The sequence below is a fragment of the Streptococcus sp. HMSC061D10 genome, from assembly GCF_001808865.1.
Classification (GTDB): Bacteria; Bacillota; Bacilli; order Lactobacillales; family Streptococcaceae; genus Streptococcus.
On sequence record NZ_KV795009.1, the window covers coordinates 192,286 to 217,798 of the forward strand.

Consider the following 25,513-nt stretch of genomic DNA (forward strand, 5'->3'; position numbering starts at 1 on the left):
TTTGCTCTTTGATTTTCATTGAGTATTAATCGATAAAAACTTATGGTTTTGCTTTAAAGTCCGGGTCTTTTAGGCTTTGAACACTGGCATTGATCACAGCACCGATAATTAATATCTTGGCAATAATTATAAACCAGAACATCATGACAACAACGATGATGGAACTAAAAAATCGAACGTCGACTAGATAGTTAACATAATTGTTGAAATAGGCTGCAAAGATGTTTAATAAAGCAATCGTCGTAACTAGTACAAAGAGACTTCCAGGTATGACGTAGCGAATCTTACTTACTTTAACATTTGGTAGGAAATAATAGAGCATGATTACGATTGCAAAAAGAAAGGCATAAATCAGCGGCCCCGTAAAATCTTGTAGATAAGAAAACAGAGCACTCTCAGATTTCCAGTAGTTTTTAAGCAAGTCCAATAACATATGGCCGAACATACTGAGGAATAAGGCAAGGGCAAAGAGAATTTGAAGGCCAAAGCTAACCAGGAGACTCATCAGCTGGTGTGAGATAATTCCTCTATTTTTTGCAACTCCATAGGCTTTATTAAAGGCCTTCTGAAGAAAATTCATGGATTTGGAGAAAGTCCAAAGAGCTGATAAGATAGCAAAACTTAGTAAACCTGTTGATGGTTGAGTCAGAACTTCTCTGACAATTTTTGCAACAACTTCATAGATTGTATCTGGTAAAAATTCCTTGATTGTTAATAGAAAGTTTGAGATGGGAATTTGAAAGTAGGGTAAGATATTGACCACTATCATGAGTAAAGGGAAGATTGAAATCAACCAATAGTAGGCAACAGCAACGCTAGTTAACTCACTATCGGAGGCTTGATAGTAGTGCAAAAAAGCTTTTAATAAGGGTCTATCAGTCAGCTGTTTCCACAACTTTTTCATTTTACAATCCTCCAGTTTTTCTCTTGTTTTCTATAGACTTTAATTTCTTCGAACTAATTCCATCATATCATAAGGTAGTGTGTTGGCTGCTTCTTTTAGAGAATAGGTTTCTAGGTTGTTTACATTTTGTCGTAATTTTTTGGCATACTGGGCTGAGATGAGTTTTTGTTTTTCGTATTCAAAGATAGACTTACGTTCTAGATAGTAGCCTCTCAACATTTCATCGATGTTATTGGGTTTGATACGATTGATAACCCGTTCTACAAAGGCACCACTGGTAATATGACTGGTTTCACGGAGACGCGATTCCTGCATGAAGCTGATCAGAGAACTCTTATAAATCCCTTTGAGGTTTTCTAAACTTTCGATGATGATTTCAGTGTTGGCTAGATAGAGCTCTGCAATCTGGTCATAATCGATGGCAAGAAGTCTTTGGTTTTCCTTGTCTCTCCAAGAACGAAAGGTTTTTCCAAATGTGATCAACTCATGAAGGAGAAAACGCACAATCCGTATAGAAACAAGGAAGTAATAGGTTAGGCGAGAAGCAAAGTTTCGCTTAATATTTTTCTCCATGCTTTTCAAGTACCGTTGATAAACACGATAACCTCTTTCACCGATTTTGCCCTCTTCATAGGCTTGTTCCAAGCCATCGCTTTCAACACTGAGAATCAAGAGTTTAAGAGCTTCCCAGTCCTCCTGAATTTCTTTGTTTTCTTGACTAAGAATAAGATTTTCAATACGTCCATGATAATTGTCAATAGCCGCATAGAGTGGAACCTTGTTTTTTGTGTTCTTTAAATCCTTCTCTAATTCCATGGCGACATCGTTTAAGATAGCGATGTGCATGAGCTGATCCTTAGATGGTTCTTTCTCTTCAGAAAGGTGTGGGAGTACTAGTAATCCCGTCAGGAAACTTACCAGGGTTACACCAGCTACGAGGAAGAGAAGAAGAGGGTATTCTTGTTCCAGATTAGACGGTATCAAAAGGATAGTGGCAATGGATACAGTTCCCTTAACACCAGAAAAGGTAAGGAGGAGCATGTCTTTGACATATTTGTCTAAACTTTTATGAAGCTTCTTAATCCGAAATGCGTAAAATCCATAGATCATGACAAAGCGGATAGCAAAAAGCAGGAAGGTCAAGAGAAAAACACTGAGTAAGAGAAGTACTTTATTGTAGAAAGCACTCTTAAGAATTGGTTCCGCGATCATTTCCAGTTCCATCCCAAGAATGACAAAGACTGAACCATTGAGCATAAAGGTTACAGTCTGCCAAACAGTCTCAGTAACTGTATCAACTTGCGCTTCAAGGAGATTTATTTTCTTGAAACGACTGGCTTTCAGAATCCCAGCAACAACAACGGCGATGATGCCTGAAACATGAATTTCTTCGGCTATGAAAAAAGTCAAGAGAGGTAAACTAAGTTCCAATAAGAGCTCACTTGCGATATCTGTTGCTCGGACACTGAGTAGAAAAGTATGGAGGAAGCGATTGATTAGGGCTGTTATAAAGCCGACTGCAAATCCTCCAACGATGGAAATGGCTAATGAAGTTCCGGCTTGGGTAAGGGAGAATGTTCCTGTTGTCCAAGCGATGAGAGCCATTCGAAAGGCTACTAGTCCAGAAGCATCATTCAGAAGACCTTCCCCTTTTAGGATATTAGAAACCCGCTTTGGGAATGAAAAGCGTTGAGAAAGGGATGCGAAGGCTACTAGGTCTGTAGGCCCTAAAGCGGCACCAACTGCTACGCAGGCGGCTAATGGAAGGCTAGCCCAAAGGACATGAGCGACTCCCCCCATGCTCAGAGCTGAGATAAAGATAACTGGAAAAATCAAGTAGAGGACAATCCGCCAGTGTTTTAGGATAGAAGTAATGTCTGCTTCTTGAGCCTCTCGGAATAGTAGCGGGCCAATGACTAAAGCTAGGAATAACTCAGTATCTAAATGATATTGGTTGTTGGGTAAACAAAGTCCAATTCCAATCCCTAACAAAATTTGAATCAGAGGCATGGGTAAAAAGGTCAGAAGCTTATTGGTCGTACTAGAAACAATAAGAACTAGTAAAAACACCAAGAGATAAAAAAGTAAATTCATTTTCCACCTCCCTATTTTTGTTTACGACAATTTTCAAAAAGTTCCTTTTGTTCTTGGATTTTTTGATCAATCTTTGAGCAGTCCTTATGCTCGATTTTCTTCTGACAACGCTCCATTTCAAGTGAAATCATTTTTTTCTTGATTTTTAGCATCTTCTTGCTCATATGAACTTCATCTAACATACCAACTGCCCGTTCGTGTTGGGTTGATTCGACAAAGTTGTGGCGGAGAGCTTCGATTTTATCTCGTAGGTATTGTTTATCCATGTCGATACCTTTCTAATTTTTCAATCATAACTAAAAATGGTGGATTGTTAATTTGGTTGAGAGTGCGATAGATCGCAGCAGTATATTCTTGTTGTGGTAAGTGACTGACATAATCCATGACTGCATCTCGTTCTATATCTCCGCCTTCATGCCCGTAATAAATCATGATGGCTATTCGTCCACCCTTAACCAGCATATGGCAAAGTTTATCCAGTGCATCAAGGGTTGTTTGAGGTTGGGTGATAATACTTTTATCAGCTGAAGGAAGATAACCAAGATTAAAGATGGCTGCCTTAACTTCCCTTACAAATTGATCTACGGTTTCATGACCTTGCAGGATTAATTCTGCATTGGTCAAACCAGCTTCTTGTAGACGTTGGCTAGTCTTTTCTAGAGCTTGTTTCTGTATATCAAAAGCGTAGACTTGTTTAGCTAACTTAGCTAGAAAAAGGGTATCATGACCATTTCCCATGGTCGCATCAACTACAATATCCTCTTGGGTGATGACTTGGGCAAGAAAATCATGCGCCATTTCAAGTGGTCTTTTCATTCATAAACTCCTGTTTTACAGCCTTGCATCCTTGAACACTACCTCGACGTCTCATTTCAGCCTCAATGCTATTTAGAACTTCCCATTTATTGAGACTCCACATAGGACCAATCAGCATATCTCTAGGCGCATCACCCGTAATCCGATGGATAACGATATGTTTGGGAATGATTTCTAGCTGATCACAGATGACCTTGACATATTCATCCTGACTCATGAGCTGCAAACGACCTTCATGATAATCACGTTGCATCCGAGTATTGGTCATGAGGTGAAGTAGGTGAAGTTTAATCCCTTGAATATCATTATCCGTCACACAGCGATGAACATTTTCCACCATCATGTCATGAGTTTCCCCTGGCAAGCCATTAATCAAATGAGCTACAATCTCAATCTTGGGATATTTTCTCAAGCGTTTAACTGTCTCCACATAGAGTTCATAGGAGTGGGCACGGTTAATCAATTCAGAAGTGGCTTCATATGTTGTTTGTAAGCCTAACTCTACGGTAACATGCATTCGCTCTGATAATTCTGCCAAGTATTCAATTGTTTCATCAGGAAGGCAATCTGGTCGAGTACCGATATTGATACCGACAACCCCAGGTTCGTTGATAGCTTGTTCATAGCGTTCGCGAATCACTTCCAGCTTTTCATGTGTATTGGTAAAATTTTGGAAGTAAACCAAATATTTTTTAACTTCAGGCCACTTACGATGCATAAAGTCAATTTCTTTATAGAATTGCTCACGGATAGGAGCATCAGGTGCAACGATTGCATCTCCAGAACCAGAAACTGTGCAAAAAGTACAGCCTCCATGTGCCACAGTCCCATCTCGGTTTGGACAGTCAAAGCCAGCATCAATAGGAACTTTAAAAGTTTTTTCTCCGAATAAATTTCGATAATAATCATTCAAGGTATTATAGGATTTCATAGCTAATATTATAACAAAAAATGGCAGTAAACTCAAAAATGGTCAGTAAGAGATAGCGTACCAGAAAGTGAAGTGAAAGAAAAAGTCAAATTTTTTTTATAAAAGCCTTTACAAAAAAATAAAAAGTGGTAAAATTAAAACATAAACATGCGCAAACGTTTTCGTAAAACGTTTGCCGAATAAATATAAAGGAGATTTGAATGATGAAAGATACATTCAAAAATGTCTTGTCTTTCGAGTTTTGGCAGAAATTCGGTAAGGCTCTAATGGTGGTTATCGCTGTTATGCCAGCGGCTGGATTGATGATTTCAATCGGTAAGTCACTTGCAATGATTGACCCAAACCTTGCTCCCCTAGTTATTACTGGTGGCGTACTAGAGCAAATTGGTTGGGGAGTTATCGGTAACCTTCATATTTTGTTTGCCCTTGCTATTGGAGGAAGCTGGGCTAAGGAACGTGCTGGTGGCGCTTTTGCGGCAGGTCTTGCATTTATCCTTATTAACCGTATCACTGGTACAATCTTCGGTGTATCAGGGGATATGTTGAAGGATCCTAACGCTATGGTTTCAACACTCTTTGGTAACTCTATCAAAGTTTCTGATTACTTCATTAGTGTACTTGAGGCGCCAGCCCTTAACATGGGTGTATTTGTAGGGATTATCTCAGGTTTTGTTGGAGCGACTGCGTTTAACAAATACTATAATTTCCGTAAACTTCCTGATGCACTTTCATTCTTTAACGGGAAACGTTTTGTACCATTTGTAGTTATTCTTCGCTCAGCAATCGCTGCAATTCTTCTTTCAGCTTTCTGGCCACTTATTCAGACAGGTATCAACAACTTCGGTATCTGGATTGCCAATTCACAAGAAACAGCACCAGTACTTGCACCATTCTTATATGGTACTTTGGAACGCTTGCTCTTGCCATTCGGACTTCACCACATGTTGACTATCCCAATGAACTATACAGCTCTTGGTGGTACTTATGATATTTTAACTGGTGCAGCAAAAGGCACTCAAGTATTTGGACAAGATCCACTTTGGCTTGCATGGGTAACAGACCTTGTTAACCTTAAAGGTACTGATGCTAGCCAATACCAAACATTGCTCGATACAGTTCATCCAGCTCGTTTCAAAGTTGGACAAATGATTGGTTCATTCGGTATTTTGATGGGTGTAGCTGCTGCTATTTACCGTAATGTTGAAGCAGACAAGAAACACCAATACAAAGGAATGATGATTGCGACAGCTCTTGCAACTTTCTTGACTGGTGTTACTGAGCCGATTGAATATATGTTCATGTTCGTTGCAACACCTCTTTACCTTGTCTACGCTGTGGTTCAAGGTGCTGCCTTTGCAATGGCTGATATTGTTCACCTTCGTGTGCACTCATTTGGTTCAATCGAATTCTTGACTCGTACTCCACTAGCAATCAATGCTGGTCTTGGTATGGACATCATTAACTTTATCTGGGTAACAGCACTATTTGCAGTTATCATGTACTTCATTGCTAACTTCATGATTCAAAAATTCAACTATGCGACTCCAGGACGTAACGGAAACTATGAAAATGCCGAAGGTTCATCAGAATCTGAAGCTGCTGGTGAGTCAAAAGTAGCAGAAGCTTCTCAAGCTGTTAACATCATCAACCTTCTTGGTGGACGCGCTAACATCGTCGATGTGGACGCATGTATGACTCGTCTTCGTGTAACTGTAAAAGACGCTGAAAAAGTCGGAACAGAAGTACAATGGAAAGCTGAAGGAGCTATGGGACTTGTCATGAAAGGACAAGGTGTCCAAGCTATCTACGGACCTAAAGCTGACGTTTTGAAATCAGATATTCAAGACCTTCTTGACTCAGGTGAAGTAATTCCTGAAACTCTTCCAAGTCAAATGGCAGCAGCTCAAAAAGATGCTGTTGTATATAAAGGTGTGACTGAAGAAGTTTACTCAGTTGCTGACGGTCAAGTGATTGAATTGGACCAAGTTAAGGATCCTGTATTCGCACAAAAAATGATGGGTGACGGATTTGCAGTGGAACCAGCAAACGGAAACATTGTATCTCCAGTATCAGGTACTGTATCAAGTATCTTCCCAACTAAACACGCTCTTGGTCTTGTGACTGAGTCAGGACTTGAAGTACTTGTTCACATTGGTTTGGACACAGTAAGTCTTGAAGGAAAACCATTTACAGTTCGTGTTACTGAAGGACAACAGGTTGCTGCTGGTGATCTTCTTGTCACAGCAGACTTGGGTGCTATTCGTGAAGCTGGTCGTGAAACTACAACTGTGGTTGTATTCACAAATGGTGATGCGATCAAATCAGTTAAGTTAGAACAAACAGGTTCTCTTGCAGCTAAAACAGCAGTTGCAAAAGTAGAATTGTAATATTTAGGAGGTTGGAAGCTGTTTCCAACCTCTTGTTTATAGGAGAAAAGCATGAAGTTTTTAACACTCAATACCCATAGTTGGATGGAAAAAAATCCTGAACAAAAGTTTCAACTTTTACTTCAAGATATCCTTGAAAACAGTTATGATTTGATTTGTTTTCAGGAAATCAACCAAGAAATTACTTCAGCGCAAGTAGAAACAGGCCCACTTTATCAGCCATTACCATCGGCTGAGCCGATTCATCAAGACCACTATGTGCGACTTTTGGTAGAGAAGTTGGCTGAGCAAGGTCAAAATTATTATTGGACTTGGGCCTACAACCATATCGGTTATGATCGTTACCATGAAGGTGTTGCAATCCTATCTAAAACACCAATTGAAGCGCGTGAGATCTTGGTATCAGATGTAGATGATCCAACAGACTATCACACTCGTCGAGTTGCTTTAGCAGAAACAGTAGTTGAAGGCAAAGAGCTTGCAGTTGCCAGTGTCCATCTCTCTTGGTGGGATAAAGGCTTCCAAGAGGAATGGGCGCGCTTTGAAGCGGTTCTGAAAGAATTGAACAAGTCACTCTTACTAGCAGGTGATTTCAATAATCCTGCTGGTCAGGAAGGTTATCAAGCCATTCTAGCTAGTCCACTAGTCTTACAAGATGCATATGAAGTTGCAAAAGAAAGAAGTGGAAGCTTTACCGTTCCGCCTGAAATTGATGGTTGGAAGGGGAACAGCGAACCACTTCGAATTGATTATGTCTTTACGACAAAGGATATTCAGGTAGAAAACCTTCACGTCGTCTTTGATGGTAAAAACAGTCCACAGGTGAGCGATCATTATGGTCTCCAAGCAGAACTAGTTTGGAAAGACTAAATAAGGTATTTTAGTAAAAACAAACCAGTCCCCCTTCTACTAGCAGAAGGGGTTGATTTATTTAAGGAGTTAATATAGTTAAAGTTTTTTATTGAATAACTTGTAAAAAAAGATAAAATCCTTTAAAATAAAAAGTGTTGGAGGAATTTATGATTGTAAATCAAATAAAGCGTATGATCCCGACGCTAAAGGTAAATAATAGAAATTTAAATGAATCATTTTATTTTGAGACTTTGGGGATGAAACCCTTGCTTGAAGAGTCTGCATTTCTATCACTTGGAGACCAGTCAGGCATTGAAAAGTTAGTTTTAGAAGAATCACCAAGTATGAGAAGCCGTAAAGTTGAAGGGATAAAAAAATTAGCTAGACTACTTGTAAAGGTAGAAAATGCATCTGAAATTGAAGCCTTACTAGCTAGAATGGAAAAACATCCTCGCCTCTACAAAGGAAACAAGGGCTATGCTTTTGAGGTTCTTTCTCCGGAAGGAGATTGTGTCCTTATCCATGCGGAAGATGATATCAAAGATTTGAATAAAGTTGAGGAAGAAGTCACTTTTTCAAAAGATGAGAAACTGAGATATTTGACAGCCTTTGAAATCTCTGTGGAAATTAACTTGCCAGAAAAGACAGCTAGTCTGCTTGAAAAAGAAGAAATCGAAAACCGACTAGCTTTTAATCAAGCTCAAGGTAGTGATTTGCTACTTGAAAATAATGTAACTTGGGACTTGTCCATGTTGAAATTTCAAGTAGAGAATCTGGATCTTGCTGTATTGCGTCAGCGTTTCGAAGAAGCTGGTTACTTTATTCCAAAATCTGAGAAGTTTTTCCTAAGTAAGGATACCAACAACATCGAATTGTGGTTTGAAGAAGTATGAAACAAGAAATCATTCAAAAAATAAAGCAACAAATTGAGGCAGGGATTTATCCTGGTGCCTCTTTTGCATATTATCAGGATGGCGCTTGGTCTGATTGGTATCTAGGAGAAGCAAATCCAGAAATTGGCGAGCTGACTCGTAAGGGTTTGGTCTATGATTTGGCCAGTGTGAGTAAGGTTGTTGGAGTAGGAACTGTCTTAATCTTCTTGTGGAAGGAAGGTAAGATTGAGCTAGATAACTCCATAAGAGACTATCTTCCAGAGGTAGATTACCCAGACATTACTATTCGACAACTCTTAACGCATGCGACGGATTTAGATCCTTTTATCCCAAATAGGGATCAGCTTTCAGCTGACCAGCTAAGAAAAGCTATGTTTCATTTGAATCGACGTGAGAAGAGAGCCTTTCTTTACTCGGATGTGCACTTTCTCTTGCTGGGTTTTCTCTTGGAAAGTTACTTCAAGAAAGATTTAGACCAGATTTTACAGGAGCAAGTTTTGGATCCGTGGAAGATGAAAGAAACACAGTTTGGCCCAGTTAGCAGTGCTGTTCCAACGGTCCGTGGACAGAAAGCAGGAGTGGTCCATGATCCCAAAGCTCGTTTGCTTGGGAAACATGCAGGTAGTGCAGGTTTGTTTTCAACAGTTCATGATTTAAAAATCTTCCTTGAGCATTATTTGCAGGATGATTTTGCCACATCCTTAAGTCAAAATTTTTCAGATTTGAGTGATAAAGAACGCTCATTGGCCTGGAATCTTGAAGGTGACTGGCTGGACCATACAGGCTATACTGGGACCTTTATCATGTGGAATCGTAAGAAGCAAGAGGCGGCAATTTTTCTATCTAACCGAACCTATGAAAAAGATGAGCGTGCTCAGTGGATATTAGATCGTAATCAGGTCATGGACTTGATTCGAGATAGAGACTAGGGGGAAGTATGTCAAAAGCTTTAAAAGGAACTCTTTTTACAGTGATTGCAGGTATTGCCTGGGGCTTGTCTGGCACCAGTGGTCAGTACTTGATGGCTCATGGGATTTCTGCTCTTGTCCTGACCAATATCCGTTTGATAATTGCTGGATTACTCTTGCTTCTTCTGGCCTATACTAAATCGAGGGATAAATTTATGGCCTTTCTGAAGGATAAATCAAGTCTGTTTTCTCTCTTGTTATTTTCTTTATTTGGTCTTTTTCTGAATCAATTAGCTTATCTATCGGCTATTCAGGAGACAAATGCTGGGACAGCGACAGTCCTCCAGTATGTCTGTCCAGTTGGAATTCTTGCTTACACTTGTATCAAGGATAAGGTGACTCCGACGCTTTCGGAAATCATCTCTATGTTTTTAGCTATAGGTGGTACCTTTCTCATTGCAACTCATGGACAGTTGGATCAGCTTTCTATGACACCAGCGGGTCTCTTCTGGGGCTTGTTCTCAGCCCTGACCTATGCTCTTTATATCATTTTACCCATAAAATTGATTCAAAAATGGGGGAGCATTTTGGTTATTGGTGTTGGAATGACCATCTCTGGTTTTCTAGCAGTACCTTTTACAGGCCTTATCGGTGCTAGTGTTCCCTTGTCTTTTGATATCTTTCTTGCATTTGCAGGAATCATCCTTATCGGAACGGTCTTTGCCTATACAGCCTTTCTTAAGGGAGCTAGTATGATTGGCCCAGTCAAGTCGAGCCTCCTTGCATCTATTGAACCTATTTCAGCAGTTTTTTTCGCCTTCATGATTATGGGAGATATCTTCTATCCTATAGACTTTCTTGGAATGGCTATGATTTTATTAGCTGTAACCATTATTTCATTAAAGGATTTAATGCTAGAAAAGAAACACCACTCAGTGTAATTTACTAGAACAGTCTTTTTACAAGGACTGTTTTTTGTGTTTACATCCATCTAAGTCTTTAAGCCCCTTAAAATGGTTTGATATTTTTATCGTGACTGTTTTAATGTTTGGAGAGTTCATCATTCGTCCTACCCAACAATTTATGGCAAGTTTATCACCTTCAACTCTTACTAACTTTACTGAAATTAGTATAAATGTAGCTAGTGATGGAGCAGCTTATTCTAGTAATTTTACTTTTCAATTGATGATGTTAGGGATTACTTTCCTTTATCTCTTGATTCGAAATTATGATTTTAAACAAGACCTATACGTTGGAGCTGGTCTGTTTTTATTTGGGTACCCCTTATTTTTGCTCTTGTTGGAATATTTGGTGATATTGTAACAACCCTTAGTGGTGAGTACAATTATTTAAACCTCAGTTGATCCCTTTTATTGATCCCATGGAAATCATTCGAAAATTTATGGTTTTGACGCCAATGGCCATTGGCTATGCTCTTCTAAATGGTTTTTATGAAGAATTTTTCTTCTTGGGATTGCTGACTTAAGTAAAAGAAAAGCATCAGTGGCTGGTTCTAGTATATTCTGTAATTATACGAATTTCTTTCCATACCTATCAAGACTTACTCTGGGCCTTGGTTATTGGGCTTGTTTATGGTCTCTTTTATTATTTCTTGTACAAGTATGTAGTCAAGAATTTACTCCCATTCTTTATCATGCATGCTCTTGCAGATATGTTTGGTTCAAGTCTCTTGTATCTCTTAATTGTTTGGGGAAATTAGGAATTTAGAACAGGAAATTGAGAAACCAAATTTTTTGACAAAAGCCCAATGGGTTACGGCACTGTCAAAGTCTTCTTTTTAATAAAAATTGAGGTCGGGATTTTGGTCCCGACCTCTTGTTGATTTTATATGGATTAGTCTTTGTTTTCGTATGGCAAGATCAAGTTTAGGATGATACCTGTCATAGCTGATAGGGCAGTACCTGAAAGGGTAACTGGACCAAGTTTAAGGATTGCTCCACCAAGTCCAAGCACCAACATAGCACTAGCGATGATAAGGTTACGCATTTGACTGAAGTCAACACGTTCTTTGATCAAGACTTTCAAACCGTTACTTGCGATAACCCCGTAAAGAAGGATAGACATACCACCAAGCACAGCGTTTGGAATTGTTGAAATCAAAGCAGTAAATTTACCAAGGAAGCTAAGGGCAATTGCAATAAAGGCAGCATTACGGATAACTGAGACAGAAGCGATACGAGTCATACCGATAACCCCTGTATTTTCTCCGTAAGTTGTATTGGCTGGTCCACCAAGGAAGGCAGAAACAGAAGTTGCGATACCGTCACCAAGAAGAGTACGGTGAAGACCTGGTTCTTTCAAGAATTGGCGTCCACAGATTTGACCTAGAACAGTGTGGTCTCCGATATGTTCTGAAATGGTTACGATTGCGATTGGTAAGATGGCAATCGTTTCAGGACCGAAGTAAAGGTCGTATTGTTTGAAGGCACCACCTGTATTGAACGGTAGGTAGAAACCAGGGATTTCAAACCAGTTTGCTTCAAGAACAGGAGTGAAATCAACCAATCCAAGTGCTAGGGCAAAGAGGTAACCACCGATAATGGCAAATAGGAATGGGATGATTCGTAGGAAGCCTTTTCCTTTTGTATTGATAAAGGCAGCAATCAAGAAAGTAACAACTGCTACAAGAGCGTTTTTCCAATTTCCGTCCGCTACAAGACCAGCGTTGGTAACAGCTGAACTAGCAAGTCCAAGACCGATAACGATGATCATAGGACCGATAATGATTGGAGGTAAGAGTTTGTCGATCCACTTTGTACCTGCAAAGCGAACACTTGCAGCAACAAGGACATAGACAAAACCTGTAAGAATAACCCCAGTTTGAGCGGCAGAAACATCGCCACCCATTTCTTTCATAGCAAGTGACATGGCTGTGATAAAGGCGAAAGAAGAACCCAGATAAACTGGAACTTTAAAGCCAGTACAAACCATGTAAATGAGTGTTCCTACACCTGATGCAAAAAGGGCAACAGATACAGGCATTCCCAAGATTAAAGGTACCAAGATAGTAGCACCAAACATGGCGAATACGTGCTGGAAGCTAAGAAGAATTCCCTTTCCAGCTGAAGGACGTTGGTCAACGTCTAAAAGCAAATCAACAGTTGATTCCTGTTTCATATTAACCTCACTTTTGGGCATCAAAAAAGAGCCCATTATTTTATAGCAATAGGCTCCCAGAGTAAGACCTCTCTAAAACAAGCTTTCTTCATCAAGTTTTAAAGAGTTTTATATAGATCTGCGCCTTTGTCACCTCACGGGATGACATTAAAAACCTTTGCTTAGGATAGTATAGCAGAAAAAAATGATTTTGTAAATCATTTTTTCCCGAGCCTTGAAATGGGAAAGCGAGGTATGATTTTGTAAATCATTTTTTCCTGAGCCTTGAAATGGGAAAGCGAGGTATGATTTTGTAAATCATTTTTTCCCGAGGCTTGAAATGAGAAAGCGAGGTGTGAGTTTGCAGATTTTTTAATCTTTCTAAAGCGGACGTTTGTTAGGCATCCCAGCTTTACGTGGATATTTGTTTGGAGTTTCCTTTTTCTTCTCAACAATAGTAATGTAGCGAGGGTCTCCGTTAGGAAGAGTGTAACTGAGATTTTCTTCAACCTTACTAAAGAGAAGATTGAGGGCATTTTTAGCTTCAGTTAATTCCTCAGGTGCATTGCTAGCCTTGAGTGCAAGCAATTTTCCACCAACTTTTAAGTAGGGAATAGTCAACTCGGATAAGACCTGCATACGGGCAACAGCACGAGCTGTAACAATATCAAACTGAGCACGGAAGTTCTTATCTTGGGCGAAGTCTTCGGCACGTCCATGATAGAAGTGAACATTTTCTAAACCTAGTTCTTGGGCTAATAGATTCAGAAAGTTGATTCGTTTATTGAGAGAGTCAATAATGGTTACATCTAGATGAGGATAGAGGATCTTCATAGGAAGGCTAGGAAATCCTGCTCCAGCACCGATATCTAAGAGTTTAATAGGCTGGTTTTCAATCAATCCCTGTGTAATAGGAGCGATGGAATCATAGAAGTGTTTGAGATAGACTTCTTCTTTTTCTGTAATAGCAGTCAGGTTGATTTTTTCATTCCATTCAACCAAGAGTTCAAAATAACGCTCAAATTGAAATTTTTGCTGGTCAGAAAGATGAATCTTGTGTTCAGCTAGCAAGTTATAAAATGTTTCTGGTTTCATAGTAGTTTCCTTCTTTAGTATCATCTTATTTTACCACAAAAAGATGGAAATTTGATATACTGGTACTAATCTAAAAGAAGAAAGGTATTATATGATGACTTGGATTATTCTTGGAGTTCTTGCTCTTATTGTTATTTTCGTAATTGTTAGTTATAACGGTTTAGTTAAAAATCGTATGCAAACTAAGGAGGCATGGAGTCAGATTGATGTTCAGTTGAAACGTCGTAACGATCTCTTGCCAAACTTGATTGAGACTGTAAAGGGATATGCAAAGTATGAAGGTTCAACACTTGAAAGAGTTGCAGAGCTTCGCAATCAAGTAGCCGCTGCAACATCACCTGCAGAAGCTATGAGAGCTAGTGATGCCCTTTCACGCCAAGTATCAGGAATTTTTGCTGTTGCAGAAAATTATCCAGATCTAAAAGCGAGTGGCAACTTTGCTAAATTGCAAGAGGAACTAACTAATACTGAAAATAAAATCTCATACTCTCGCCAACTCTACAATAGTGTTGTTAGCAACTATAATGTTAAATTGGAGACTTTCCCAAGTAACCTAGTTGCTGGACTCTTTGGTTTTAAAGTCGCTGATTTCCTTCAAACTCCTGAAGAAGAAAAGGCAGTACCTAAAGTCGATTTTAGTGGTTTAGGTGACTAGGATGTTGTATGATCAAATCGCTAGCAATAAGCGAAGAACTTGGATTTTACTACTAGTATTCTTTTTACTTTTGGCTTTGGTTGGCTATGCAGTTGGTTACCTCTTTATGCGGTCTGGGCTTGGTGGTTTGGTTATCGCACTGATTATCGGCTTTATCTACGCCTTGTCCATGATTTTTCAATCAACAGAGATAGTCATGAGCATGAATGGTGCGCGTGAGGTAAATGAGCAGACGGCACCAACCCTCTATCATGTTGTGGAAGATATGGCTATGGTGGCGCAAATCCCCATGCCACGTGTCTTTATCATCGATGATGCCAGCTTAAATGCCTTTGCAACAGGCTCAAATCCTCAAAATGCAGCTGTAGCCGCAACTTCAGGACTCTTAGCGGTTATGAATCGTGAAGAGTTAGAAGCGGTTATAGGCCATGAAGTCAGTCACATTCGTAACTATGATATTCGGATTTCTACTATTGCGGTTGCCCTTGCCAGTGCCATTACACTTTTATCAAGTATGGCTGGACGCATGATGTGGTGGGGTGGTGCAGGCCGTGGTCGTAGAAGTGATGACCGTGATAGTGGTGGACTTGAAATTATTATGCTAGTTGTTTCCCTCCTAGCAATTGTTTTGGCTCCCCTAGCAGCAACTTTGGTACAACTAGCCATCTCTCGTCAACGAGAATTTTTAGCAGATGCTTCCAGTGTAGAGTTGACTCGTAATCCTCAAGGGATGATTAATGCTCTACGTAAGTTGGACAATAGTAAACCCATGAGCCGTCATGTAGATGATGCTAGCAGTGCACTTTACATCAACGATCCTCAAAAACGAGGTGGGTTACAAAAACTCTTTTATACCCATCCGCCAATCTCAGAACGGATTGAGCGTTTACAACATATGTAAAAGAATCCAGAGATTTTCCTCTGGATTTTTGAGATTTTCTAGATTTATAAATCTTGTAAATCAACGACTTCCAAACCATGTTCTGTCAGACGATAGATATTCGTACAGACTTTTTTTAAGAAACGTCGATCATGCGAAACAGTAACCAGACCACCGGGATAATTGGCAAAGAGTTTTCTGATTTCTGGTTGAGAAGTTGGAGAAAAATTTCGTGTGGGTTCATCCAGAAGGAGAAAGTTTGGTTTTCGCAGAACTAAATTCAAAAGAAGGAGTTTACCTTGTTGACCACCAGATAAGGAGTGGATATGGTGGTGCATCTCTGGATAACTGAAATTGAGACTGGCTAAGTGAGATTGAATTTTCTGTAATTCCTCTTTGTGTCCAGTTTGGCTGAGAAATTCTACTGGAGATAGATCCAAATTCAATGTTTCTTGGTAATCTTGTGGCATAAATCCAAGCGAAATCTCTCTTTTGTCGCTTAGTAGTTGCTGCAACTTGGCTAACAGAGTGGATTTGCCAACGCCATTGGAACCGATAATGCCGATTTTTTCTTGACCACGGACAGTTAATTGTAGCCCTTGAGCTAAAACACGCTGGCCAATGGATAAAGTCTCATTTTCCAGTCGAACCAAGACTTTTGAAGCAGCTAATGGCTCTATATCTGAAAAGAAGAGTTGGATGTGTTCCTCTTCAAGTGGCTTTTGGGTCAGTGATTGAGCTACTTTTTCGTAGCGTTTTTCTTGAGAGAGAACATTTTTCATCTTTTTAGCCAGTAGTCGCCCGGCAGTACTGTCTTTGGTAGCTCGAAGTGCAGTTTCTACATTTTGCTTGACGCGACGATGCTTCTCCATGGTTTTGTCATAGGCTCTCTGGTCGTTAGCAGCTTGCTGGCTTTGTCTTGCAAAATTAGCCTTTCTCTGCTCACTATAGAGATCATAGTCTAAATGCTCGACTAGCGTTTCTGCTTCTTTCCGATGCTTGACCAGTCGCAAGTGGACAATAGTATCAGCCGTATGAGAAAGAAAGTCTTCATCATGGGAAATGAAAATAACAGTTTGCCTAATCTTTCGAATCTGAACTTTTAGCCAATCAACCGTCTCAAGGTCTAGGTCATTTGAAGGTTCATCTAAAAATAGAATTTCAAAAGGTTTTGCTAACTCGTGGATGAGCTGAATTTTCAAAGATTCGCCCCCCGAGAGGCTACCAATTTCTTGGTTGCTAGCAAAACGGTCGCTATCAAAGTGCAACTCCTCAGCTAAACGGTAGAGAATGCTGAAGTCCAAATCAGTAGACTCTAAAAAGAAGTAGTCCTGTAGAGATTTTTTCTTCAATTCTTCAGGGAGATGTTGGGGAATGTAGGCCAAGGACTGAAGGTCAGACTGGATTTCTCCACTGATTGAGAAATCAGCTAATCTTTCGCCCATTAAAGTTTTAAGCAAGGTTGATTTTCCATTTCCTTCTTCGCCGATAATAGCGACCTTTTCTCCGTCTTGGATAGTAATATTTAAATCGGAAATAAGGTCTCGTAAATCTTTGTTTTGAGTGATAGTTAGATGGTTAATTTTTATCAGATTAATGCCCTTTCTAGAATGTCTATATTGCATAACAAAAGCTCTACTTTACCTAGTAGAGCCAATCGTCTATGTCAAAAAATCCTCTTTTAAAAGGGCTGCAAAAAGCAGCAGAAAAAAGAGTACACAAAAAGAGACAAGAACAAGATCTACTAAATAAAGGTTCTTTATTTGATAGACTTAGTTGTTCATGTCTCCCTTACCTCCAAAAATTACTATGTTTATTTTATACCTTTTGGAACACTTTGTCAAAAGAAATGAGAAATTCAAATCTTTCTAGAAACCAAAAACAGGTCCATAGAGAGTCAAAACGTGTTTGACTTGATCGTAGTGGAATTTGTCATAGTTTCGCCAAGCTGTGCGAGCTTCTTCATTGAGTTTAAGGGTGCCAAGTCCAATCAAGAGACTGGTAAGTTGGTAAAATTTCTCCAGATCAATTAAGATAGAGTTATCTAGTTTCTCTGTCTTTTTAAGTTGTTTGAGTAGCTCGTCAATATTTTGCTGCAAGCGCAGATCATCAGGCAATCCTTGTTTACAAGTTTGGTAAGCTTTGTTTAACTCGGAAATGAGTTGATGTGCTTCTAAAATTAGTTCTTTGTCTTCCATATGAGCGTCCTCCTTTGCTCATGTATTGATGTCTATAGTATAGCACAAAAAGAAGAGTTGTCATAATAAATATATCAAAAAATAGTGAAAAATATTTAAAATGTTTAGATACCTTGTTTGAACTTTTTTCATGGTATAATCAAGATAGTAAATCTTTATGGAGGAAGTATGAAATTAAATATTCAAGAAATTCGTAAGCAGCCTGAAGGTTTGCACTTTGAGCAAACTTTAGACTTAGCAGCTGACTTGCGTGCCCGTAATCAAGAAATTTTAGATGTAAAAGATATTGTCGCTATTGGAAAAGTTCAGTATGAAGACCTTATGTTTTTCCTAGACTATCAATTGTCTTATACAATCGTCTTAGCCTCTAGCCGTAGCATGGAACCTGTAGAATTGAAAGAGTCTTATCCAGTAACAGAAGTCTTTATGGAAGGTGCTACCAATCAACTGGACCAAGAAGTTCTAGATGATGATTTGGTCTTGCCTATCGAAAATGGGGAAATTGACCTGGATGAAAGTGTTTCAGACAATATCTTGCTCAATATTCCAATCAAGGTCTTAACAGCTGAGGAAGAAGCTGGTCAGGGATTTGTTTCTGGAAATGACTGGCAAATCATGACAGAGGAAGAATATCAAGCTCAACAAGCAGTCAAGAAAGAAGAAAATAGTCCATTTGCAGGTTTACAAGGACTGTTTGACGGAGACGAATAGATGGTTTTATCCAAGAAACGTGCCCGTCATGTCATTGAGGAAATCATCGCTCTTTTTCCAGATGCAAAACCAAGTCTAGACTTTCGCAATCATTTTGAACTTCTGGTTGCTGTTATGCTGTCAGCTCAGACGACAGATGCAGCAGTCAACAAGGCTACACCTGGACTTTTTGCTGCCTTTCCAACCCCGCAAGCTATGGCAGATGCATGTGAGAGTGAGATTGCCTCGTATATTTCTCGTCTTGGGCTTTATCGAAATAAAGCTAAGTTCCTTAAGAAGTGTGCCCAGCAACTATTGGATGATTTTGATGGTCAAGTCCCTCGGACTAGAGAAGAATTAGAGAGTTTGGCAGGAGTTGGTCGTAAAACAGCCAACGTAGTTTTGAGCGTAGGCTTCGGTATTCCAGCTTTTGCAGTAGATACTCACGTAGAGCGAATCTGTAAACACCACGATATTGTTAAAAAATCAGCTACACCCCTTGAAGTCGAAAAACGTGTCATGGATGTATTGCCACCAGAAGAATGGTTGGCAGCCCATCAGGCTATGATTTACTTTGGTCGTGCTATTTGTCATCCGAAAAATCCAGAATGTGATCACTATCCACAGTTATACGATTTTAGTTCGTTATAAGGCTTAGCATTGAATGTTTTTACTTGCTTTGAACTAGGCTTTGTGATATAGTAATGACAATAAAATATTCCTTTAAACCTGTCCCGTGAGGCAGGCAAGGAGCTCGATTAAGTAGAAGGGTAAGTCTATACTGTTTACAGTAAGGCTCGCTTAGTTATACATTCTCAAGTCTCCTTGAAAAAGGAGACTTTTCTTTTTGGAGGTTTGTCATGAAGACAAAAGAAGTTGTAGACGAATTAACCGTCAAGCGAGCGATTACTCGGATTACCTACGAGATTATCGAGCGCAATAAAGATTTAAACAAGATTGTATTGGCTGGGATAAAAACACGTGGTGTCTTCATTGCTCACCGTATCCAAGAGCGTTTGGAACAACTGGAAAATATCTCTGTTCCCGTTGTAGAATTAGACACAAAACCTTACCGTGACGATGTCAAAAGCGGTGAAGATACTTCTATAATCTCTGTTGATGTGACAGAACGTGAGGTAATCTTGGTGGACGATGTGCTTTACACAGGTCGGACCATCCGAGCAGCTATTGATAACATCGTTACCCATGGCCGTCCTGCTCGTGTGAGTTTAGCAGTTCTAGTAGACCGAGGACATAGAGAATTACCAATTCGTCCAGACTACGTTGGTAAAAACATCCCAACCAGTCGTTCAGAAGAAATCATCGTAGAGATGACTGAACTTGATGGACAAGATCGTGTTCTTATTACTGAAGAAGCCTAGATAGCAAAAAGGAGTTAGCCATGTCAGAAAATCAACAAGCCATTCAACACGTAGTTTCTATGGAAGACCTTACTGTAGAACAAGTCATGAAATTGATTAAACGAGGAATTGAGTTTAAAAATGGAGCAAAAGCGTCTTACGTGGACCAACACATTGTCTCTAATCTCTTCTTTGAGAGTTCGACTCGTACCCACAAATCTTTTGAAGTAGCAGAGATTAAACTGGGACTTCACCTACTGGACTTCGATGTGAAGACAAGTTCAGTCAACAAGGGTGAAACACTCTACGATACAATTTTGACCTTGTCAGCCTTGGGAGTAGATGCCTGTGTCATCCGACATCCAGAGGTAGATTACTACAGAGAGTTGATCGATAGTCCGACGATTACGACTTCGATTATCAATGGTGGCGATGGTTCGGGGCAACACCCAAGCCAGAGCTTGCTTGATTTAATGACGATTTATGAAGAATTTGGACACTTTGAAGGACTCAAGGTAGCCATTGCTGGTGACCTTGACCATTCGCGTGTGGCCAAATCCAATATGCAAATCTTAAAACGCTTAGGAGCAGAACTCTACTTTGCTGGGCCTGAGGAATGGAGAAGTCAAGAGTTTGCAGACTATGGACAGTTTGTAAGCATTGATGAAATCATTGACCAAGTTGATGTGATGATGTTTCTCCGTGTTCAGCATGAGCGTCATGAAAGTGGAACAGTCTTTTCAAAAGAAGGCTATCATGCCCAGCATGGTTTGACTCAAGAACGCTATGATCGCTTGAAAGATAAAGCTATTCTGATGCATCCTGCTCCTGTAAATCGCGATGTTGAAATTGCTGATCACTTGGTCGAAGCACCAAAATCACGTATTGTTCAACAAATGACCAATGGTGTCTTTGTCAGAATGGCAATTTTAGAATCTGTATTGACTTACAGAAACGCAAAATAAGACACAAAACGTTAAAAGATGCCTGAGAGCATCCACGAGAGGTGAATTTATGACTAAACGACTTCTAGTTTTAGAAGATGGAACAATTTTTGAAGGAAAAGCCTTTGGGGCTGACATCGATGTAACTGGTGAAATTGTCTTTAATACCGGGATGACTGGCTACCAAGAATCCATTACAGATCAGTCTTACAATGGACAAATCCTAACCTTTACCTATCCCTTGGTTGGAAATTATGGGATTAACCGTGATGACTACGAGTCTATCAGTCCAACCTGTAAAGGTGTAGTAGTATTTGAAGAAGCTCGTAGAGCCAGCAACTGGCGCAACCAGATGACACTGGATGAATTTTTGAAGTCTAAGAAAATCCCTGGTATTTCAGGTATTGATACACGTGCTTTGACAAAAATCATTCGCAAACATGGGACTATGAGAGCGACTCTGACACATGTGGGAGATAGTATCGATCACATCACAGATCAGCTACAAGCAACTGTTCTACCAATTGACAATATCAAACAGGTTTCTACAAAAACTGCTTACCCAGCTCCAGGAGTAGGTTTGAGCGTGGTACTTGTAGACTTTGGTCTTAAGCATTCAATCTTAAGAGAGTTGTCTAAGAGAGATTGTAATGTAACGGTCGTTCCTTATACTACAACAGCAGAGGAAATCCTCCACCTAAATCCAGACGGAGTTATGTTGTCAAATGGACCGGGAAATCCAGAAGATGTACCAGAAGCACTCGAAATGATTCGTGGTATTCTCGGGAAAATTCCAATCTTTGGTATTTGTATGGGGCACCAGCTCTTTGCAATGGCAAATGGTGCCAAGACCTATAAGATGAAGTTTGGTCACCGTGGATTTAACCACGCTGTACGCGAAATTGCGACAGGGCGCGTGGACTTCACGAGTCAAAACCATGGATATGCAGTGAGCCGTGAAGATTTTCCAGACCATTTGATGATTACTCATGAAGAAATCAATGACAAGTCAGTTGAAGGTGTACGTCACAGATACCAACCAGGTTTCTCCGTGCAATTCCACCCAGATGCTGCACCAGGTCCGCACGATGCAAGTTATCTATTTGACGAGTTCATCGAGATGATGGAAGCCTTTAAACAAACAAATTAAAGACGAGTGAGAAATCGTCGGAGAATTTATGTAACTGAACACGAACGGAAAGCTCGGAATTTAGAGAACCCAACTCGGATTGTCAATCTTTCCTTGGTTTCCTAACATTCCATCGCTTTCTATTCGTCCTTTGTATCTTATTTAATGTCGCCCTGTGAGGCGACGAATAGAAAGGCAGGTCGTTTCTTTTAGTCGCTATCAGGCGAACTAAAAACTCCCTGCACTAGATTTTTTACCGAAAAGTATCGTTTCGTTAAAAAATCGTCGGAGAATTTATTTAATGTCGCCCTGTGAGGCGACGAATAGAAAGGAGAAGGGTGGTCCGTATTTGCTGAACTGAATACGGGTTACGGACGTTGCTAAAAAGGTAGTTATTCCTAGAACTGACAGTTCTTCGTCATAACTCCTATTTTAGCTTTGTCCACTTGACGCCCTTAATATCTTATAAATGCCTAAACGTACTGATATTCAAAAAATTATGGTGATTGGTTCTGGTCCGATTATTATTGGTCAGGCTGCTGAGTTTGACTATGCTGGAACTCAGGCTTGCTTGTCTTTGAAAGAGGAAGGTTATGAGGTTGTTTTGGTGAACTCAAACCCTGCAACTATCATGACGGATAAGGAAATTGCAGACAAGGTTTACATTGAGCCAATCACACTTGAGTTTGTAACTCGTATTCTCCGTAAAGAACGTCCAGATGCCTTGCTTCCAACTCTTGGTGGGCAAACAGGGCTTAACATGGCCATGGAATTGTCTAAAAATGGAATTCTTGATGAATTGGGAGTAGAACTTCTCGGCACTAAATTATCTGCCATCGACCAAGCGGAGGACCGCGATCTTTTTAAACAATTGATGGAAGAGCTGAACCAACCAATTCCTGAATCAGAAATTGTTAACACAGTGGAAGAAGCCGTAGCCTTCGCTGCAACAATTGGTTACCCAGTGATCGTCCGTCCAGCCTTCACACTTGGAGGTACTGGCGGTGGTATGTGTGCCAACGAGGAAGAACTGCGTGAAATTGCCGAAAATGGTTTGAAGTTGTCACCTGTTACCCAATGTTTGATTGAACGTTCTATTGCAGGCTTCAAGGAAATCGAGTATGAGGTCATGCGTGACTCAGCCGACAATGCCCTTGTTGTATGTAACATGGAAAACTTTGACCCAGTCGGGATTCACACAGGGGATTCCATCGTATTTGCCCCAGCGCAAACTATGTCAGACTATGAAAACCAAATGCTTCGTGACGCCAGCTTGAGCATTATCCGCGCACTCAAGATTGAAGGTGGATGTAATGTTCAGCTAGCACTTGATCCACATAGCTTTAAGTACTATGTCATCGAAGTAAATCCTCGTGTATCTCGTTCTTCAGCTCTTGCCTCTAAGGCAACAGGTTACCCAATCGCCAAATTGGCTGCCAAGATTGCGGTAGGGTTGACCTTGGATGAAGTTATTAACCCAGTTACAGGTTCAACTTATGCAATGTTTGAGCCAGCCCTTGACTACGTAGTTGCCAAAATTCCGCGCTTCCCATTTGACAAGTTTGAAAAGGGTGAGCGCCGTCTTGGTACTCAGATGAAGGCGACTGGAGAAGTTATGGCCATCGGTCGTAACATCGAGGAGTCACTTCTTAAAGCTTGTCGCTCTCTAGAAATTGGTGTCCATCACAATGAAATGCCTGAACTTGCAGATGTTTCAGATGATGCCTTGATTGAAAAAGTTGTTAAGGCTCAAGATGACCGTCTCTTCTACGTATCAGAAGCCATTCGTCGTGGTTATACACCTGAGGAAATTGCTGAGCTTACAAAAATTGATATCTTCTATCTGGATAAACTCTTACATATCTTTGAAATTGAGCAAGAATTGGTCTCACATCCACAAGATCTTGAAGTTTTGAAAACAGCAAAATTGAATGGATTTTCAGACCGTAAGATTGCTGAACTCTGGAATACTACAGCTAACCAAGTACGTCAACTACGTTTGGAAAATAAGATTGTTCCAGTTTACAAGATGGTTGATACCTGTGCGGCAGAATTTGAGTCAGAAACTCCTTACTTCTATTCAACCTATGGTTGGGAAAACGAGTCTATCAAGTCTGATAAGGAATCCGTTCTAGTTCTAGGTTCTGGTCCAATCCGTATAGGTCAAGGGGTTGAGTTTGACTACGCAACTGTTCACTCGGTTAAGGCTATTCAGGCGGCTGGCTATGAAGCTATCATTATGAACTCAAACCCAGAGACCGTTTCAACAGACTTCTCTGTATCAGACAAGCTTTACTTTGAGCCATTGACATTCGAAGATGTCATGAATGTCATCGATTTGGAGAAACCAAAAGGTGTTATCGTTCAGTTTGGTGGTCAAACAGCTATCAACCTTGCTGAGCCATTAGCAAAAGCAGGTGTGACTATCCTTGGTACGCAGGTTGCTGACCTAGACCGTGCCGAAGACCGTGACCTCTTCGAACAAGCCCTAAAAGATTTGGATATCCCACAACCGCCTGGACAGACTGCTACAAACGAAGAAGAAGCAGTACTTGCAGCCCGCAAGATTGGTTTCCCAGTCCTTGTTCGTCCCTCTTATGTCTTGGGTGGACGTGCTATGGAAATTGTAGAAAACGAAGAAGATCTCCGTTCTTACATGCGCACAGCCGTTAAGGCAAGTCCAGATCATCCAGTTCTTGTAGACTCTTATATCGTCGGTCAAGAGTGTGAAGTAGATGCTATCTCAGATGGACAAAATGTCCTCATCCCAGGTATCATGGAACATATCGAACGTGCCGGTGTCCACTCAGGTGACTCCATGGCTGTTTACCCTCCACAAACCTTGTCTCAAAAAGTGCAAGAAACGATTGCAGACTACACAAAACGCCTAGCAATCGGCCTTAACTGTCTTGGTATGATGAACATTCAGTTTGTCATCAAGGATGAGAAAGTCTACGTTATTGAGGTCAATCCACGTGCCAGCCGTACTGTTCCATTCCTATCAAAAGTAACCAATATCCCGATGGCTCAGGTTGCAACTAAGTTAATTCTTGGTCAAAGTCTTGAAGAACTTGGTTACCAAGATGGACTTTACCCAGAAAGTAGTCGTGTTCATATTAAAGCACCAGTCTTCTCATTTACCAAGCTAGCGAAAGTAGATAGCTTGCTTGGTCCTGAAATGAAGTCAACAGGGGAGGTTATGGGTTCTGATACGACTCTTGAAAAAGCTCTCTACAAGGCCTTTGAAGCTTCTTATCTTCACTTGCCAACCTTTGGAAATGTTGTCTTTACTATCGCTGATGATGCCAAGGAAGAAGCTTTGGATTTGGCTCGTCGTTTCCAAAATATTGGTTATGGTATCCTTGCGACTCAAGGAACAGCAGCTTTCTTTGAAAGTCATGGCTTGAAGGCTCAACTCGTTGGTAAGATTGGTGATGATGAACATGATATCCCAAGCTATGTTCGTAAAGGGAAAATCCAAGCTATCATCAACACAGTTGGTACTAAGCGAACTGCTGATGAAGATGGTGAACAAATCCGCCGTTCAGCTATTGAACACGGAGTTCCTCTCTTTACAGCTTTGGATACAGCGGATGCTATGCTTAAGGTACTTGAAAGCCGTAGCTTCGTTACAGAAGCCATTTAGTTTCTTGTTAAAT

The 25,513-nt window shown here is 40.3% G+C and carries 22 protein-coding genes and 1 pseudogene; 14 read left to right on the top strand and 9 right to left on the bottom strand.

The features are described from left to right. Positions 1 to 40 precede the first annotated feature (40 nt). Genes HMPREF2728_RS04615 through HMPREF2728_RS04635 form a run of 5 tightly spaced genes read right to left on the bottom strand, consistent with a single transcriptional unit; the run spans position 41 to position 4,745 of the window. On the bottom strand, positions 41 to 904 hold the full coding sequence (locus HMPREF2728_RS04615) for a YihY/virulence factor BrkB family protein (protein ID WP_075227192.1): 864 nt from the start codon (positions 902 to 904) through the stop codon (positions 41 to 43). A gap of 39 nt (positions 905 to 943) precedes the next feature. Beyond that, positions 944 to 2,998 (bottom strand): cation:proton antiporter, encoded by a 2,055-nt coding sequence (locus HMPREF2728_RS04620; RefSeq protein ID WP_075227193.1) that lies wholly within the window; start codon positions 2,996 to 2,998, stop codon positions 944 to 946. A gap of 11 nt (positions 2,999 to 3,009) precedes the next feature. Then, positions 3,010 to 3,264: a hypothetical protein gene (locus HMPREF2728_RS04625; RefSeq protein ID WP_075227194.1), complete on the bottom strand. Its 255-nt coding sequence runs from the start codon at positions 3,262 to 3,264 to the stop codon at positions 3,010 to 3,012. Further along, on the bottom strand, positions 3,257 to 3,814 hold the full coding sequence (locus HMPREF2728_RS04630) for a tRNA 5-(aminomethyl)-2-thiouridylate-methyltransferase MnmM (RefSeq protein ID WP_075227195.1): 558 nt from the start codon (positions 3,812 to 3,814) through the stop codon (positions 3,257 to 3,259). Before HMPREF2728_RS04630 ends, HMPREF2728_RS04625 begins: the two co-directional genes overlap by 8 nt. Continuing rightward, a complete protein-coding gene (locus HMPREF2728_RS04635) occupies positions 3,798 to 4,745 on the bottom strand; it encodes a tRNA modification radical SAM protein MnmL/YtqA (protein ID WP_075227196.1) in 948 nt (315 codons plus the stop codon). The genes HMPREF2728_RS04630 and HMPREF2728_RS04635 overlap by 17 nt, the downstream gene beginning before the upstream one ends. 200 nt (positions 4,746 to 4,945) lie before the next feature. Between HMPREF2728_RS04635 and HMPREF2728_RS04640 the strand changes: the two genes are divergently transcribed. The 6 genes and pseudogenes from HMPREF2728_RS04640 (at position 4,946) to HMPREF2728_RS04665 (ending at position 11,505) form a co-directional block, all read left to right on the top strand. Next, on the top strand, positions 4,946 to 7,132 hold the full coding sequence (locus HMPREF2728_RS04640) for a PTS transporter subunit IIBC (RefSeq protein ID WP_148130258.1): 2,187 nt from the start codon (positions 4,946 to 4,948) through the stop codon (positions 7,130 to 7,132). A gap of 51 nt (positions 7,133 to 7,183) precedes the next feature. Then, positions 7,184 to 8,002, top strand: a complete 819-nt coding sequence (locus HMPREF2728_RS04645) for an endonuclease/exonuclease/phosphatase family protein (RefSeq protein ID WP_075227197.1) — start codon at positions 7,184 to 7,186, stop codon at positions 8,000 to 8,002. Between the two features lie 149 nt (positions 8,003 to 8,151). Continuing rightward, positions 8,152 to 8,877, top strand: coding sequence for a CppA N-terminal domain-containing protein (locus HMPREF2728_RS04650; RefSeq protein ID WP_075227198.1), 726 nt, complete (start codon positions 8,152 to 8,154; stop codon positions 8,875 to 8,877). Further along, entirely contained in the window at positions 8,874 to 9,806 is a 933-nt protein-coding gene (locus tag HMPREF2728_RS04655) for a serine hydrolase domain-containing protein (RefSeq protein ID WP_075227199.1), read from the top strand. Before HMPREF2728_RS04650 ends, HMPREF2728_RS04655 begins: the two co-directional genes overlap by 4 nt. Before the next feature lie 8 nt (positions 9,807 to 9,814). Beyond that, positions 9,815 to 10,726, top strand: a complete 912-nt coding sequence (locus tag HMPREF2728_RS04660) for a DMT family transporter (RefSeq protein ID WP_075227200.1) — start codon at positions 9,815 to 9,817, stop codon at positions 10,724 to 10,726. Positions 10,727 to 10,760: 34 nt separating this feature from the next. Beyond that, a pseudogene (locus HMPREF2728_RS04665) lies at positions 10,761 to 11,505 on the top strand (CPBP family intramembrane glutamic endopeptidase). Positions 11,506 to 11,639: 134 nt separating this feature from the next. Here the strand turns inward: HMPREF2728_RS04665 and HMPREF2728_RS04670 are convergent. Both HMPREF2728_RS04670 and rsmG read right to left on the bottom strand, forming a co-directional pair. Next, positions 11,640 to 12,923, bottom strand: coding sequence for a uracil-xanthine permease family protein (locus HMPREF2728_RS04670; protein ID WP_075227232.1), 1,284 nt, complete (start codon positions 12,921 to 12,923; stop codon positions 11,640 to 11,642). Between the two features lie 360 nt (positions 12,924 to 13,283). After that, positions 13,284 to 13,997, bottom strand: coding sequence for a 16S rRNA (guanine(527)-N(7))-methyltransferase RsmG (gene rsmG, locus HMPREF2728_RS04675; RefSeq protein ID WP_049504222.1), 714 nt, complete (start codon positions 13,995 to 13,997; stop codon positions 13,284 to 13,286). 94 nt (positions 13,998 to 14,091) lie between these two features. On the opposite strand from rsmG, the gene HMPREF2728_RS04680 reads away from it, so the two are divergent. Together HMPREF2728_RS04680 and htpX are read left to right on the top strand one after the other, a co-directional pair. Continuing rightward, entirely contained in the window at positions 14,092 to 14,652 is a 561-nt protein-coding gene (locus HMPREF2728_RS04680; protein WP_075227233.1) for a LemA family protein, read from the top strand. 1 nt (position 14,653) lies between these two features. Next, on the top strand, positions 14,654 to 15,553 hold the full coding sequence (gene htpX, locus HMPREF2728_RS04685) for a zinc metalloprotease HtpX (RefSeq protein ID WP_000965043.1): 900 nt from the start codon (positions 14,654 to 14,656) through the stop codon (positions 15,551 to 15,553). Positions 15,554 to 15,597: 44 nt separating this feature from the next. Here the strand turns inward: htpX and HMPREF2728_RS04690 are convergent, their stop codons facing one another. After that, positions 15,598 to 17,157: an ATP-binding cassette domain-containing protein gene (locus tag HMPREF2728_RS04690; RefSeq protein WP_075227201.1), complete on the bottom strand. Its 1,560-nt coding sequence runs from the start codon at positions 17,155 to 17,157 to the stop codon at positions 15,598 to 15,600. Positions 17,158 to 17,400: 243 nt separating this feature from the next. Continuing rightward, positions 17,401 to 17,730, bottom strand: a complete 330-nt coding sequence (locus HMPREF2728_RS04695) for a helicase BlpT (RefSeq protein WP_075227202.1) — start codon at positions 17,728 to 17,730, stop codon at positions 17,401 to 17,403. 168 nt (positions 17,731 to 17,898) lie between these two features. Between HMPREF2728_RS04695 and HMPREF2728_RS04700 the strand changes: the two genes are divergently transcribed. The 6 genes from HMPREF2728_RS04700 to carB all read left to right on the top strand — a co-directional run bounded on the left by HMPREF2728_RS04700 (position 17,899) and on the right by carB (position 25,500). Further along, positions 17,899 to 18,441 carry a YceD family protein gene (locus HMPREF2728_RS04700; RefSeq protein WP_075227203.1) on the top strand — a complete coding sequence of 181 codons (543 nt, stop codon included), beginning with the start codon at positions 17,899 to 17,901 and terminating at the stop codon, positions 18,439 to 18,441. Further along, positions 18,442 to 19,071, top strand: a complete 630-nt coding sequence (gene nth, locus HMPREF2728_RS04705) for an endonuclease III (RefSeq protein WP_075227204.1) — start codon at positions 18,442 to 18,444, stop codon at positions 19,069 to 19,071. 209 nt (positions 19,072 to 19,280) lie between these two features. Beyond that, complete coding sequence (gene pyrR, locus HMPREF2728_RS04710) at positions 19,281 to 19,802, top strand: bifunctional pyr operon transcriptional regulator/uracil phosphoribosyltransferase PyrR (protein ID WP_075227205.1); 522 nt, start codon at positions 19,281 to 19,283, stop codon at positions 19,800 to 19,802. 20 nt (positions 19,803 to 19,822) lie between these two features. Beyond that, positions 19,823 to 20,746, top strand: coding sequence for an aspartate carbamoyltransferase catalytic subunit (locus HMPREF2728_RS04715; RefSeq protein ID WP_075227206.1), 924 nt, complete (start codon positions 19,823 to 19,825; stop codon positions 20,744 to 20,746). 49 nt (positions 20,747 to 20,795) lie between these two features. Continuing rightward, positions 20,796 to 21,875: a carbamoyl phosphate synthase small subunit gene (locus HMPREF2728_RS04720; protein ID WP_060955955.1), complete on the top strand. Its 1,080-nt coding sequence runs from the start codon at positions 20,796 to 20,798 to the stop codon at positions 21,873 to 21,875. 448 nt (positions 21,876 to 22,323) lie between these two features. Further along, complete coding sequence (carB, locus tag HMPREF2728_RS04725; protein ID WP_075227207.1) at positions 22,324 to 25,500, top strand: carbamoyl-phosphate synthase large subunit; 3,177 nt, start codon at positions 22,324 to 22,326, stop codon at positions 25,498 to 25,500. Positions 25,501 to 25,513: the final 13 nt, after the last annotated feature.

Excerpts from the sequence above, each read along its gene's own strand:
- HMPREF2728_RS04655 (WP_075227199.1), top strand. The coding sequence starts at position 8,874 with ATGAAACAAGAAATCATTCAAAAAATAAAGCAACAAATTGAGGCAGGG.
- HMPREF2728_RS04660 (WP_075227200.1), top strand. The coding sequence starts at position 9,815 with ATGTCAAAAGCTTTAAAAGGAACTCTTTTTACAGTGATTGCAGGTATT.
- HMPREF2728_RS04680 (WP_075227233.1), top strand. The coding sequence starts at position 14,092 with ATGACTTGGATTATTCTTGGAGTTCTTGCTCTTATTGTTATTTTCGTA.
- HMPREF2728_RS04670 (WP_075227232.1), bottom strand. The coding sequence starts at position 12,923 with ATGAAACAGGAATCAACTGTTGATTTGCTTTTAGACGTTGACCAACGT.
- HMPREF2728_RS04720 (WP_060955955.1), top strand. The coding sequence starts at position 20,796 with ATGACTAAACGACTTCTAGTTTTAGAAGATGGAACAATTTTTGAAGGA.
- HMPREF2728_RS04695 (WP_075227202.1), bottom strand. The coding sequence starts at position 17,730 with ATGGAAGACAAAGAACTAATTTTAGAAGCACATCAACTCATTTCCGAG.
- pyrR (WP_075227205.1), top strand. The coding sequence starts at position 19,281 with ATGAAGACAAAAGAAGTTGTAGACGAATTAACCGTCAAGCGAGCGATT.
- HMPREF2728_RS04620 (WP_075227193.1), bottom strand. The coding sequence starts at position 2,998 with ATGAATTTACTTTTTTATCTCTTGGTGTTTTTACTAGTTCTTATTGTT.
- htpX (WP_000965043.1), top strand. The coding sequence starts at position 14,654 with ATGTTGTATGATCAAATCGCTAGCAATAAGCGAAGAACTTGGATTTTA.
- nth (WP_075227204.1), top strand. The coding sequence starts at position 18,442 with ATGGTTTTATCCAAGAAACGTGCCCGTCATGTCATTGAGGAAATCATC.
- HMPREF2728_RS04700 (WP_075227203.1), top strand. The coding sequence starts at position 17,899 with ATGAAATTAAATATTCAAGAAATTCGTAAGCAGCCTGAAGGTTTGCAC.
- rsmG (WP_049504222.1), bottom strand. The coding sequence starts at position 13,997 with ATGAAACCAGAAACATTTTATAACTTGCTAGCTGAACACAAGATTCAT.
- HMPREF2728_RS04690 (WP_075227201.1), bottom strand. The coding sequence starts at position 17,157 with ATGCAATATAGACATTCTAGAAAGGGCATTAATCTGATAAAAATTAAC.
- carB (WP_075227207.1), top strand. The coding sequence starts at position 22,324 with ATGCCTAAACGTACTGATATTCAAAAAATTATGGTGATTGGTTCTGGT.
- HMPREF2728_RS04650 (WP_075227198.1), top strand. The coding sequence starts at position 8,152 with ATGATTGTAAATCAAATAAAGCGTATGATCCCGACGCTAAAGGTAAAT.
- HMPREF2728_RS04645 (WP_075227197.1), top strand. The coding sequence starts at position 7,184 with ATGAAGTTTTTAACACTCAATACCCATAGTTGGATGGAAAAAAATCCT.
- HMPREF2728_RS04715 (WP_075227206.1), top strand. The coding sequence starts at position 19,823 with ATGTCAGAAAATCAACAAGCCATTCAACACGTAGTTTCTATGGAAGAC.
- HMPREF2728_RS04630 (WP_075227195.1), bottom strand. The coding sequence starts at position 3,814 with ATGAAAAGACCACTTGAAATGGCGCATGATTTTCTTGCCCAAGTCATC.
- HMPREF2728_RS04640 (WP_148130258.1), top strand. The coding sequence starts at position 4,946 with ATGATGAAAGATACATTCAAAAATGTCTTGTCTTTCGAGTTTTGGCAG.
- HMPREF2728_RS04615 (WP_075227192.1), bottom strand. The coding sequence starts at position 904 with ATGAAAAAGTTGTGGAAACAGCTGACTGATAGACCCTTATTAAAAGCT.
- HMPREF2728_RS04625 (WP_075227194.1), bottom strand. The coding sequence starts at position 3,264 with ATGGATAAACAATACCTACGAGATAAAATCGAAGCTCTCCGCCACAAC.
- HMPREF2728_RS04635 (WP_075227196.1), bottom strand. The coding sequence starts at position 4,745 with ATGAAATCCTATAATACCTTGAATGATTATTATCGAAATTTATTCGGA.